Here is a 14,349-nt window from a genome sequence, read left to right as displayed (position 1 = left end):
ATGCTACAAGTTTTAATAAAGAATGATTACTTTCAGTATAGACGTCTTTAATTGTTAATTGAATAACTCTTGTCTTACTATATATACTTTAATCTTACAGTTTAGTAAGATTACTAAATCTAACTTTTTATATACTCGTAACTCTGATTAAGATATACTTTAAAATTAAACGGCTTTTATACACTTATTTAAGTACACACATACTTTTCAAATTCTCAAAAATCCGCTCCCATTCGGCTCTTATTCTCAATGATCTGTTTTTTAAAATTCATTTACATAATTAATGTGAATTCAAATTTCATTTAACATTTTTGTATAAGATAACTTAAACAAAACTTTACTGATTGTATAAAAACGTACAAATTCAACAAGACACTATTACAAGGTTTTTCAAAATTTAAGCAAGTACATGTATGAATTACATAAATATTCTGCTTTAAGTAATTGTTGTATCTCATTATGTACTGAAAAGCTTTAAGTCGATTTGGGTATTATGCTTATACTCAGAAAAGCCTCTAAAAATCCATTTCCATACTAAACTATTTTAAATTAGCCAATCAACGTGTAAAATAACTGTCATAATCTAAAATACTGCCATAATCAAAGACAAATGAGGAGAGATACTGTGGATAAAGTATTATTCGTTGAAGACGATAACGATCTAGGAATGGCTATTGAGTTTACTCTAAAAGGAGAAGGACTTGAGGTCATAAGAGTTTCTACTGTACAAGATGCAAAAGACCAATACGAAAATAATAAATTTGACTTAGCTATATTGGATGTTGGACTCCCAGATGGAAATGGGTATGATTTATGTACCTATCTTAAAAGAAAAGGTGATATACCTATTATTTTTCTCACAGCACTGGATGAGGAGGCAAATGTAGTAATGGGCCTTGATATTGGTGGAGATGATTATATAACAAAACCCTTCAGGGTAAAAGAGCTATTATCTAGAGTAAAAGTACAATTAAGAAAAAAAATTAAAACAGCTTCTAATACTATATTGAAGTCTGAAAATATACAGCTTGAAGTTGAAGCAGCCAGAGCCTTTAAGCATGAGAAAAGTATAAATTTAACACATTTAGAATACAAACTCTTATTAACGTTAATGCTAAATCCTCATAAAGTGTTACAAAGAAATGAGATATTGAAAAAAATAGCAGATGAAGGTGAAGTGTTTTTCGATGAAAATACTCTTTCTGTTTATGTAAAAAGATTGAGAAGTAAAATTGAGGATAATCCACAAAATCCTGACTGTATAATCACACAAAGAGGTGTCGGATATTTCTGGAATAAAGACGTCAGTAAGGAGTAATTTAATGATAAATAGAGAAATAAAAATTAATATACTTACATTAGCATTAATCTCTTTTTTATTTATTATATATCAAGTTATCACAGTTCATATTCTATATGACCATTTAAAAAATGATTATATTACTATTTGGAGTGAAATTACTGGAAAACTAATTGAACAAAACCCAGAAAATGAATACGAAATAATACAAGCACTTACAAATGATACAGCCAATAAAAAAGATTACTCCAGTGATGGAGAAATGCTATTAAAACAATACGGTCTATCTGCTGAATTGGATTCAAGACTTTTTCCTTATTTAAATAAACATATATCCCAAAACAATATATACATGTTCCTTGGAGCAATAGGGTTCAGCTTAATCCTAATTTTTCTAAATTACTTACAATATAAATCTTTTTTCTTAAAAATTAGAAATGTAACAGCTGCAGCGAATAAAATTATTGAAGGTGATTACACCATTGATATCAAGGAAAATAGAGAAGGTGATCTAGCTAAACTTGCTAATTCTTTTCATAAACTGAAAAATGTTATTAGAAAAAGTATGCATAATTTAATGGAAGAAAAACAATTTTTAATTCAAACTTTACAAGATATTTCTCATCAACTAAAAACACCCCTCTCAACACTAACAGTGAACAATGATATCTTATTACAAGGTAAATTAAATGAACAACAATATCATTTTTTACACAATAATGATGTTCAAATTTCAAGAATCAACTTTTTAATACATAATTTATTAAAAGTTTCAAAAATAGATGCTAGAGCAATACTATTTGAAAAAGAAAACTCTGATATTATTGATACAATTTATGAGGTCATTGCTAGTTTGAACAGTAAATTAAATAAAAAAAATATGAGCATACATTTAAAAACCAATGAAAAAATATCACTTTTCCATGACAGTATTTGGATGCAAGAAGCTTTATTAAATATTTTAAAGAATTCCATTGAACATTCAAATGATAGTAGTTCTATTTATATTGAAGTCACAAACTCTCCTATTCATACTGAAATAATAATTCAAGATTTTGGTGAAGGTATTGCATCAGAAGATTTGCCATATATATTCGATAGATTTTACAAAACAAAAAATTCTAATAAAGAAGGCTCCATTGGAATTGGCTTAGCACTAGCGAAATCAATTATCGAAGCTCACCATGGATTTATTAAAGTAGAAAGTCAAAAACACTCATTCACAAAATTCACAATAACTTTTATGAAGTATTAATAGTTCATAAAAGTTATTGTGAAACCCTAACCCTTGAGTATAATTTTTAAAAATTAATCATCTGTAAAAAAAAGAAATTCGATTAATTTTTCATAAATGACTGTAGAGAAATAACTTTTTCTTTTTAGGGGTAATTAAAAATCTTAGCTTGGTGGGCATAGAGTCACAATATCAAAAAAGAAAACTGTGCGTTTGAACAGAATTTAGACATAAAATAGCCGATTCCTTGCACGCTAAGGGATCGGCTATTTTATTTTACTGTTTTATATAGTGTACAATTTCTCGCTTACGAAGTCTGTGTAGCAATCAAACCAAATCTTACGTTAAGTATTAGTGGGCATCAAAAATAGTAATGACTAATCCAGATTAACATTGGTCTGATTCACAATTAAATATATCAATATGTTAAATGACTAAATAATACAAACGGTATGAAGAGAATTTCTAGTCTTTTCATACCGTTTTACGTTTGTTCTTAAGTTTCATACGAAATTCGTGGAAGGATAGCAGCATCTATTTTATAAATAAGGCTCAAAAATATGGATTTATATTCATTTCACAAAAAGATTTTGAAAACAGAAAAGGATTTGACCTTTAAGGCCAAATCCTTTTTATTATTTCGCAGCAAGTCTTTCTTTCACTTTTGTAGGAAGCTCATCCTGCTTCACTTCTTCCCAATTGGATTTATTTTTAAATACGGTACATGAAATTACCAATAATAAAAAAACCTTCAAATAGGGGCATATTACATTTTCTTATTCTGTGAGATTAATCTAATGATACAATAAAATACAAGTCTCTATTTTAAAGAACTAGAAAACTCAATGTTCTGGTGCTGTAGTCGCACATAATTCCATTACAGTAAAGATACAAAATAAAACATTAAAGCTCTGTTCACGATCTAATCGTCCAAAAATCATCAACGATAAACGCCTCCACTTTTCTCATATAACATCACATCAAATAATATATTCAACAAGTCTGTTATAAAAAAAGCGAGGCGCATGCCCCACTTAAAATTGAAATCCAACCTTTTTACTATCATCTTTAGCTTTTGTCCTTACTTTAAATAGACTTAAGAAGCTTTTTATACCCTAGCTGAATACTATCTATATTGTATGACTTCATAATTTCAAAATACCTTGTTTCGTTTGTTGTAGAATTGAAAAATGAATCTCTTCCATCTCTAGTAAGCTGATATTTTCCCTTTTCAGTAAATTCAGCTCGTATTTTATACTTTCCTTCTTCTACCTCAAAATAGTAATGAGCTTGCCCATTTTGTAATCTAGACACTATTTTTTCTTCAACTATTTCTTCATTTTCATTAATTAAATATAACTTTATTTCACCTATTTCAGGTGCGATTGTTTGTTCCTCAGGATCAATCCAACCATCCTCATTTTCATCAAACCAGATATAACCAGAAATAGTCCCTTTCTCTGGATCCCAAACCTTATCCATCTCTTCTGCGAATGCTAAATTTTTTGGTAAAAATAATGTAAAAATGAATAATAAAACTGACATACATGTTATAGATTTAATTGTTTTCATCAATATCATCACCCAATCCTATAATATTTAACAAGAATATATAAATATTAATACGATATACATTATACTACAAGACTGGTTTTATTACCCAATATTTATTATAATTGTAATAACATAAGCAATTTATTAATAAGATAAATATCTAATTTAATGAATTACTAGATAAAAATTAATTCTCGTATGGTAATCCAAACTTTTTCCACTCAAGAAATCCGCCTTTTAAATTAACTACTTCCTTTATACCAGCTCTTTGTAAAAGACTAACTTATTATAAAAATAACTCACTCATTATGGAGGTTACTATTTTAAATAACTTGCACTCTAACATAGAATACATGAGTTTCTCGATGTAAATAAGAAAAACGGCGAACCCACCCCGTAGGAAAATCCGCCGTCACAAATAACTGATTATTACACACCTAATTTTTCTTTTACCTTCGTAGGAAGCTCATCTTTCTTCACTTCTTCCCAAGCTGTTACATAGTAAAGAGTCCATAATCCTTTTACTGATAATCCACAATCACGAAGGATTTTAGCTAATAACTCAACATATTTATCATAGCCATGTTTGAATTTCTCGCAATCTCTCGTTTCACATAATTCTGCTTATCTACAAATATACAGAAGGACCACCCATAAGCCTTACAACATCAATATCAAATCTACGGGTTGTGCAAAATGAAAAAGGAGTATTATTTTATATAGAAAATAATCAAAAACGTCCATTTATTAACACCGTAGCATTTCGCAAATTTAAATTTTCAATTCAAGATATTATTAAAGTTTCACAACGTAGTTTAGATCAATTTTTAGATGGACCACCTATTTATCCGAATGTATCTAATTACACGATCATACCGGAAGGAAAAGTTTTTATCTATCATCACAAATATTTCATAATGACAGATTCCATGCTTCATCCTAAAGATAAAGGCATATTGCAAAAACTTTATTTATTAAAGAACTGTATACCAACTTCAAAAAGTAATTTATCCTACTTTAAAATGGCCCCCCCCTATTTCATCATATCCGTCTTACCTAGCCGAAAAATACTTAGAATAGTACCAAGAAGGAGTATTATCAATAAAACAAAAGAAAAAGCTCCTGAGCCTACAGTATTATTAAAGGATTAAACGGATTGATAGAAAATGAACTAAATAAATTATTATAAAAAGAGGACGCAAATAAAAATGCTTCCTCTTTTTATGTCAAATCAAACTAATACATTAAAATGCTTTTCATTAATCCGAATAAGTAATGTTTTTAAGCAAAATATTATCTAACATCTTAGCTGTTACAATAAGTATATTCGCATAATTCACACCTATAACAAGTATTACATATTGCTTATTTTCCGTTACCTTTTTCTGTATATAATAATAAAAAATTGTGAAATTTTATCGCATTATGTAAGACGCTTGATATTAAATATATTACTTTTACTATGAACTAAATGTATTTTATAGGACTTTTCCAGATAAACAAGGTGCTAAATTGATTCTTAAGAAATCATTACTATTACATTTATCTAAAAATTTAAAAAATACGTGTAGATATATATCATCTTAAATATATATAATTAACTTTAATTTTCTGACACAATTTCACATTATTCTTAAACTAATTTTTACGTACATTATGAAAAAATTGTACCGTGTCAGTCTTGAAAAGATTATATATCATAACTTTAAGAGAGGAAGGAAAACTATGAAGATGAAAAGAAAAAGCATCATGACAACAGCCCTTGCAGCTACATTAGCTACAGGTGCACTACCTACTACCTCGGTATTTGCTGCAGAAAAAGAGGTTCCTATTCAACAAAAAGAGGCACAAATGAGTATTCAACCTTTTGCACAAAACAATTTGGAAACAGCCGTTCAAGCTGCCTTAAACGGTCCAGAAGTCAAAAAAATCAAAGTATTTGAACATGAATTTAATGTGAAAGAAATAGAAGTAGTAAATCTAGGTGCAGGAAAAAATATGTTAAGGGGCAAATTTCTCATCATTTAAGTTTTCGTCCAGATGATCAATTTTATTATGGGTTTACCGTACAAGATGGAAAGGTACTAGATAAACCTGTATTTAATATTGATAGAGGTGGTTGGACACCATTTGCTGCTCCACTTTTATCAATTCTTGCTGCGTATAATGGAATTCCAGTTAATCCAAATGATTTAAATACACTTGGTCAGCAGATTGGTAAAGTTATAGATGGAAGCTGGGAACATGCAGCCCAATCAATCGCAACTGTAGTTAGTCTAAGTTTTAACAAGTAGGATTTCCCAATTTTTATTAGCATTGTAGAGATCCACTTTTCGTAATTAGCCTTATTATAAGAGATTCTAAAACAGCTATTAATAAATTTTTACCACTCAGTCACATTATCTTGATTTGTTTACCACCTAATCATTCATTATATGTCATAAAATAGAAGTCTTTTTTAAGGCTTCTGTTTTGTTTGTATACAATACGAGCAACGGTTGGTTTTTGGAGGCTATATTTCGATTTTTCAAGAATACGTTTGGCTATTAGGTACAATTTATAAAAACAAATTATTAAAGTCTCAAATAACTTACTCCCCCTATTTTTAATTATTATCAACTCCAAAAATTTATTACCTTAAGAATGAAAAACAATAAATATAGTAAAAAATCTTCTAGCGATTATTTAAAAGTCAGGAGAGATCAAATGAAGAAAATAAAAATGAGAAATTCCATTAAAATTAGCATCCTCACTTGTATTACACTAGCAAGTTTAAGTACACCATCTACTATTTTAGCTGATAGTCATTCAGGTTATTCCTATGAATCCAATATAGGATATCAAAATCCAGCGTGGATGTCGAAAATAGAAGATTCTACAAAATTAAGTGAAATATCTATTCCAGGGACTCATGGTACTATGGCTTTACATGGAGCAAGCTTTCTTGATGAAAATTTGACAAGAAATCAAACTATGAGTCTATCCCAACAATTAAATTCTGGAATCCGATATGTAGATATGCGTGTTAAACGTGGAAAAGATTCTTTTGCAATGTATCATGGCATTGTAAATCAAAAAGCTATGTTTGAAGATGTATTAAAAGAGACAATTCAATTTTTAAAAGATCATCCAACAGAAACAATATTAATGCGCCTAAAAGAAGAAACTACTCCTGAAAGCGGCTCTCTATCATTTGAGGAGATATTTTTAAAATATAAAAACGTTAATGCTTCATATTTTTGGAACCCTAATTCCGTACCAACTTCAGATAGAAATAACCCTGCTTTAGGAGATACCCGCGGGAAAATTGTAATCTTACAAAACTTTACATCCACTCAATTGTACGGTATTGATTACGAAGGTTTGAATATACAAGATAAGTTTGAAATTGGAAGCGGACCAGATGAAATATATGCAAAATGGATTGAGATAAAAACCCATCTACAAAATGCAAATACTAACTTTAATAATGGAAAAATTTATCTCAACCATTTTAGTGGTACAGGAGGCGCAGCAGCATTTTTAAATAATGTATATCCTTGGTTTATTGCAAGCGGCAAAGAGAGCAGAAATACTGATAGTAGTCCTAAATTAATTCAAACGAATTCCACAAATGCATGGAGTGATTTCCCTCGCGATAGAAACGAACAAGTATACTATGGAGGAATGAATACACTTGGGACCGAACTCTTACAACAAGGCATCATTAAACATTCTGGTATCATCGCAGCTGATTTTCCTGGTCCAGGTTTAATTGGTAGTATCATTAAATTAAATGGTATACATTCTAATGAAAAAGAAATATTAATTTCGCAAACATCATCTGAATCTAGTCCATTATCCGGACAACAAAATCGATCCAGTCAAAACTTTAAAATTGATAGTTTACCTGTAGGTACCAAAGAATTAAAATGGGTTATTGAGCCTTCAGAAAAAGATTATTCTTCTACTATCTCTTTCAATGTAATGATTGATGTTTCCCTTGGAATAGATTCTACTCGTTGGAAAAACATTTCACATGGATCTAGGACTGAAGCTTACACAAATACTAAATATTATATTGCAAGTCCAATTGGTGCCACTAGCAAATTCACAGTGAAAATATATGCTATTACAAATTAAAAAATAAAGAATCCAAATGAAATTCCTTTTTGATGGAATACCATTCGGATTCTTTTTTGATTTTAATTCGTTAACATTAGGATGATGATTAAATTTATTTATATACCATTTAAACCATTAGATAATTCATGTTTGGAACGGCCCTTACTTTTTAAAGAGAAATTCAAAATTGTTAACTACCTTTTCCACCTTATCATTTATTCAAAACTGGCTTCCAAAGCGATAAGGCAAAAATCCAATTTGAGTCACCATTTCCTTGATGATCTTGAACCGCTTCATACACTTTTCCCTCATGTACTACTCTATCACCCTTAGTATATGCTTTTCTTGCATCCCATTTTTCATATGTGGAATCCTCTGATTTTGTTGTTACATTCAAAACATCACTTCTACTAGATTCATTTCCAGCTAAATCAACCGCCGTCACTACATATTTATACGATGTATTAGCCTTCAAATCTTTATCCATAAAGGATGTATTAGCAGCTATCCCAATTTTATTCATAACCCCAGCGCTTTCTCTATATACAATATAATGGTCTACGCCTACATTATCTTCAGACGGACTCCACATCAAGTCAACAGTTGTTGCTGTTGTACTCATACTATGTAATCCTTTCGGTTGAGTCGGAGCTTCTATATCTGGGATTTCATTTGTGGTCTTAACCTTTAGTTCTTCACTTTCTTTTGATATGTTTCCAGCAGAGTCTAACGCCTTTATTGTATAGGTATATTCCGTATTTGCTTTTAGTTTTTTATCAATAAATGTTGTACCTGGTACCGTATCAATTACTTCCCCATTGCGTAACACTTGATATTCCTTTACACCTATATTATCCGTAGAAGCCTTCCATGTTAGTGCAACACTATTGGCAGTAACTTTAGACGCATTTAATTCAGTTGGTTGACTTGGAGCTACTGTATCGGGAGTTTCATTATTTACTAGATTTACATCAATAACATTATAAAACGCATTTGACGTATCTGCTACATCCCATACAGCTAAAATAACATGATAACCATTGCGATCAGTTGGTACATTAATTGTATGTGTTAAATTATTTGATGCGGCAGAACCATCATGTTTCACAGTTCCAATTGGTTCTAATTCAGCACGTGTTAATGGTTTATTAGGATCCCATCCCTTTTTTGTAATGTAATAATGCCAATTACTTGTAGGATGTGCAGCTGTATATTTCCATGTAAAGGTATTTGCTCCACCCTTAATCGTGTTTTTGAACCAGCGATTTGATGTTTGTTGGTCAAGAATTCCTCCAAACAGTCCTCCTGCCGAAGCGATTTTTCCATCAATCGGTCCCCCATCTGGGAATCCTTTAGGTGCTTCTAGGCTTTGAGGTTCGTACATTATATTTCCACAATTTAAATTCAGTGCTCCATAATTCTGACTACATAAAGCAGCACGGCTACTTGGCTTTTCAACAAATCCATGTGCATAAGCACTTTGAGGAATCATAGTAATAGCCGTTACCCCTGCAGCTAAAACACAAGCACCAATTCCTTTTTTACTTTTTCTTAATCTTTCCAATTTAGATGTTAATTTCAAATTCATTCTTGTCCCCCCAATATATTATTGTTATCGCTAATATAATAGCAATATAGAGATAAACGAACAAATTACTAATAAATATACTAATACCTCTCATACATTGGTACGTTTATTATTATTTTTAATCTCATATAAAAATAAAATAAATACAATAAGTCTATTTTGTAACATTATGTTTTTAAAAAAGAATAAAAACTTTGTTTAATTTCACAAAAAATTCAAATATTAAAACAGATAATTAAATCATGTAGGAAAAATAATTTTTTTATATTACAAAAAAGCAAAAAAAGTCTGGAAGAAACCGATTATACCCGTTTCTTCCAGACTTTCACTTCTTTTATAACACTCACAAATCCCTTAACCTTAAACATATACACTTGAGGTTTAAAACCCACATAATCAATATAACCTATATGTTGACTAGCTTCTAAATGTTAAAATTCATAAATTAATAGTAACAGAACAATTAAAACAAGCCATTTAGCAAACACATATAATATTCTTACTAATTCAATCTAACGCTTAATTACTTATAAAATGACTTAAGGTATCTAGCTTAACTGTATTTTCTTTATTAATAACCATTGTCTATCCTGCATTTTCTTACTTTAAGCAGATTATCAAGAGATTGTTAATATTTAAGGAGAAAATATTTGAAAACCCATTTTTCATTATCATATTCTAAAAATTTATTATATTATTTTTATCTAATAAGGCACAGAAACAACGGGTAAACTTCAGTGTGCTTGAGAAACGTTCTTAGGGTGAAACGTTTAAAGGGTACTTTAGTACTGAGTTTTTATTAAATGTTCCTGTACCTAATATTTAAATTAACGTATGTCAAAATATTTTACAATACGAGTGTTAAACGTTACATATTTCTATATAAAATGATACATTTCATCAGCACGCCTCCCTAATATTTATGCTAAATATAGAAAATTCAGCTCGTTAGGATTTAATTTTAAAATTCTCATAAAAGCATATGATAGATTAGGCACGTAATTGTCACAAATTAATAGTCTATCTACTTTTTAATTACCTATGAAAACTCTATTACCGCTTTATTATTTACTCCTAAACCAAAGCACATCTATACCTACAATTTCTTAAAACTCTTTTAGATAATATTTCAAAAGAGTCGATAGTTTTATTTTTTTTATTTTTTTATTGTACATTTGTGCATTTGATGTTAGGATTATGCCTATTAAAATTGAATCCTAACGATTCTTCTTTATAATTTCCATATTTTAATTGTTAAATAAAAATATAGATTCTGATATATATTCAAAATCAGACCGAAAATATCTTTATTTTACAATGATGTCGTAGCATACCTTTAGAATGGAAAGATATATGCAACAACGTGTTAAGGGGTTACAGGAGGAACAAAAATGAGAGACTTTTTTGATGATAAGTACAAAAATATTGAATTAAAAAGGAGGTTAATCAATTTAATAAGTGAAATTAGCGAATTCAAAGGAAAATTAGCTGCTTATCAGGAACAAAACCCTGACATATTTAATAGTTTAGAAAAAACTATACCACTACATTACATAAAAAATTTCACAACTATTTATGAGGATATAAAAGTTCCTAATAAAAGATTAAAAGAACTTATTTTAGATGATATAGTACCTCAAAATATTTCTGAAGATGCTATTTTTTGTTATTATCAAACACTTTCTTTTGTACATAAAAACTCCTGTACTTTATCAATTAATCCAGCAACTATACAGGAATTACATTTTCAACTAATACATTACCTTACCTCTGACAGTGCCAAATGGCGTGAAAAACCTTTTATTATTCCAGGTATTCCTGAGCATGGAATGCACTTGAATAGTTACCGCATTCTTCCGCATGAACTCATTCCACAGTTTATGGAGCAATTATGTGATCAATACAACTCATTAAATACTAGTAAGGGGCTACATTCACTTTTATTAATAGCTCGTTTTATATTAAATTTTTATTGCATAGTCCCTTTCAATCAAGGTAATAACAGGCTGGCATTTATGTTAATGCAATTGCTGTTAATTAAGAGTGGACATACATTTGTAAAATATGTATGTTTGGATAAATATATTAAGAAAAATGAATCTGATTATTACAATTCGATTTATAAATCTTCGGTCAATTGGTACTGCGAGGAACATAATAATAGCTTTTGGTTAAAAACGTTTTTAACAATTATATTAGAGGCTTACAAAGATCTTCATAACACAGTTCTAGATTCTATATGTAAACATACTAAAGTTGAGAGAATTCAAGATTTTATACTTAAACAAAAACAACCTTTTACTAAGGAGAGTATTCGTAACACTTATCCAGACATTGCAGAAAGTACAATCAGTAAGGCTTTAAATTCCTTGCAAGTGTTTGGCCATATTAAGCTAGTTACAAAGGGAAGAAACGCAAAGTGGATTAAAATTTGACCATACTTTCAATACACCTGAGGTTTAAAAATTCAATTATAATCTTATCATTGAATTTCATTTTAATTTTAAGCTAATATTACTTTTTTAGTTATTTCTAATTCCAACAAAACATTTTATAGGAAAAGGTCCGCTTCCCCCGCCTTTTCCTATAATAAAATGAAATATAAACATAAAATAATTGTCGAAAAAAGTCTTATTTTAATATTTTTTCTTTATTTTCTGGTTGTAAACGCTTCTATTTCGTGTTACGATCTTAATCAAACAATAGATGGTCATAAAAATGAAAGTATTTCTTTCCCTTAGAAACATATAAGCGTACGGTAATATCATGAAAATAAGGCCAAAGGAATATTTGATACCTACCAAAATAATTAATAAGAATTTTGCCGCGTTATTTTTCTGATTATTAAGAAAATACATTTTGTCCCTAAACAAAATTTGTTAGTGCGCAAGATTCAAATACACTAGAACACCCAAATAAATGAAATATCCTTTTTCATTGAGCATTAAGGTATGGAAAAAGAATTCTTCCTACAAAATTCAGATGATTAACTTAAAGGCATCTAAATTACTACCTTAATCGCCATCTATTGTTGATAACATATTTACCAACTATGAAAAAGAGCCTATCAATGGTTCTTTTTTGTTATAATCATTGAAATTTTAATTCTATCTTGAAACTTAGATTTTCACACAAATTACCTCTACTTTTTTCCTCTCAATTATTGAATTAATAATATAGCACATCAAATTTATCAATTCTTACATCCAATTCGATTAAATTAATGAATAAAATTCAATTATATAAAAATAATAACTACAACTAATCGGTATATATTAAAGAGGTGTCAATTTTGTCCTTAAATGAAGAGACCTTAGAAACTAAGACATATAAAACCATTGAAAAGATCGAAACAAATAACCTAAAACAACTTAAAAATACACTAGATAATATCTTTGATATTAGTGCAGATTTGATTGAACATCCTTTGCAATTAAAAACAAACACGAATATTTTACTTTATTATTTTGAAGGCCTTACAGATGGTGTTGCATTAAAAGCCAATGTTGTTACACCATTATTACAAGAAGTAAATGAAGACAGTCAAATTTTTAATTCTAATATTATTGCTACTCATACAAAAATCGTATATACATGGAATGAAATTAAAGAAGGATTACTTGAGGGTCAATGTGTACTGTTTATGGAAGGAGAAAATCGGTCACTTCTAATAAATACAAAAGGCTGGGCAGAGAGAGCCATTCAAGAACCAATTTCAGAAGTTACTATTAAAGGCTCACATGATGGTTTTATTGAGAATGTCACAAAAAATATAGGCCTAATTCGTCGATATATTCCTTCTACAGAGTTAAAAATCAAAAAGCTGACGATTGGAGAACGAGCCACTTCTTTAGTCTATTTAATTTACTTAGGTGATGTAGCAAACGCAGATGTAGTCCAAGAAATAGAAACTAGAATCTGCAAAATCAAAACAGATGCGGTATTAAGTATTGGAGAGCTATCTAATTATACAAAAGATCAAAATTGGACTCCTTTTCCACAGGCTTATTTAAGCGAACGTCCAGACGCCATTTCAAACCATATACTTGATGGGAAAGTAGCAGTGTTAATGGATAGATCCCCTGGTGCTATGGTTGTTCCTATGAATTTGATTGGATTTTTTCAAACCCCAGATGACTATAATATTCATTGGCTCATTGCATCTTTTTTTCGCTTATTACGATTTGCAGGATTTATTATAGCTATTTTTTTACCCGCATTTTATATTGCTATAGTATCCTTTCACTTTGAGATCATTCCTATAGATTTATACACTTCTATTGCAACGTCAAGAGTTAAGGTCCCCTTCTCTCCCTTATTGGAAGCTTTTATAATGGAAATTACACTGGAAATGCTACGTGAAGCTGGTATTCGCTTACCACAACCTATTGGACAAACTATTGGTATTGTTGGAGGGATTGTAATTGGACAGGCGGCTGTTCAAGCTGGACTTGTGAGTAACGTTATGGTTATTATCGTATCTATTACAGCCATTGCATCATTTATTGTTTCTAATTATGATTTATCAAGTTCTATACGCCTTATTCGTTTTCCAATGATGTTATTGGC

At 29.7% G+C, this 14,349-nt stretch carries 7 protein-coding genes and 4 pseudogenes; 7 read left to right on the top strand and 4 right to left on the bottom strand.

The features are described 5' to 3' along the window. Positions 1-625: 625 nt before the first annotated feature. Both QO049_RS24885 and QO049_RS24880 read left to right on the top strand, forming a co-directional pair. A complete protein-coding gene (locus QO049_RS24885) occupies positions 626-1,318 on the top strand; it encodes a response regulator transcription factor (protein ID WP_000362055.1) in 693 nt (230 codons plus the stop codon). Positions 1,319-1,322: 4 nt separating this feature from the next. Next, on the top strand, positions 1,323-2,555 hold the full coding sequence (locus tag QO049_RS24880; RefSeq protein ID WP_087948258.1) for a sensor histidine kinase: 1,233 nt from the start codon (positions 1,323-1,325) through the stop codon (positions 2,553-2,555). Positions 2,556-3,620: 1,065 nt separating this feature from the next. Here QO049_RS24880 and QO049_RS24875 read toward each other — a convergent pair. The 3 genes and pseudogenes from QO049_RS24875 to QO049_RS24865 form a co-directional block, all read right to left on the bottom strand. Continuing rightward, positions 3,621-4,106, bottom strand: a complete 486-nt coding sequence (locus QO049_RS24875; protein WP_284489568.1) for an SdrD B-like domain-containing protein — start codon at positions 4,104-4,106, stop codon at positions 3,621-3,623. 169 nt (positions 4,107-4,275) lie between these two features. After that, positions 4,276-4,368 (bottom strand): annotated as a pseudogene (locus QO049_RS24870) (rhodanese-like domain-containing protein); the annotation flags it as partial. A gap of 206 nt (positions 4,369-4,574) precedes the next feature. Next, positions 4,575-4,709, bottom strand: a pseudogene (locus QO049_RS24865) (N-acetylmuramoyl-L-alanine amidase); the annotation flags it as partial. 5 nt (positions 4,710-4,714) lie between these two features. Here QO049_RS24865 and QO049_RS24860 point away from each other — a divergent pair. The 3 genes and pseudogenes from QO049_RS24860 to QO049_RS24850 form a co-directional block, all read left to right on the top strand. Continuing rightward, positions 4,715-5,168: pseudogene (locus QO049_RS24860) on the top strand (glycosyltransferase family 2 protein); the annotation flags it as partial. Positions 5,169-5,813: 645 nt separating this feature from the next. Beyond that, a pseudogene (locus QO049_RS24855) lies at positions 5,814-6,382 on the top strand (methyltransferase). Between the two features lie 412 nt (positions 6,383-6,794). Continuing rightward, positions 6,795-8,210 carry a phosphatidylinositol-specific phospholipase C gene (locus QO049_RS24850; protein ID WP_284489567.1) on the top strand — a complete coding sequence of 472 codons (1,416 nt, stop codon included), beginning with the start codon at positions 6,795-6,797 and terminating at the stop codon, positions 8,208-8,210. Positions 8,211-8,403: 193 nt separating this feature from the next. On the opposite strand, the gene QO049_RS24845 is transcribed toward QO049_RS24850, so the two are convergent. Beyond that, complete coding sequence (locus QO049_RS24845) at positions 8,404-9,780, bottom strand: lytic polysaccharide monooxygenase (protein ID WP_153600653.1); 1,377 nt, start codon at positions 9,778-9,780, stop codon at positions 8,404-8,406. A 1,391-nt stretch (positions 9,781-11,171) separates the two neighbouring features. On the opposite strand from QO049_RS24845, the gene QO049_RS24840 reads away from it, so the two are divergent. Beyond that, entirely contained in the window at positions 11,172-12,215 is a 1,044-nt protein-coding gene (locus QO049_RS24840; RefSeq protein ID WP_001204220.1) for a Fic family protein, read from the top strand. An 857-nt stretch (positions 12,216-13,072) separates the two neighbouring features. Next, positions 13,073-14,349, top strand: a 1,277-nt coding sequence (locus QO049_RS24835; protein ID WP_284489566.1) for a spore germination protein, incomplete at its 3' end; no start/stop codon positions are given.

It is taken from the genome of Bacillus sp. RB3 (assembly GCF_030164735.1).
Classification (GTDB): Bacteria; Bacillota; Bacilli; order Bacillales; family Bacillaceae_G; genus Bacillus_A; species Bacillus_A cereus.
Note: the sequence above shows the minus strand (reverse complement) of the source record. Positions and strands in the feature narration are given on the sequence as shown.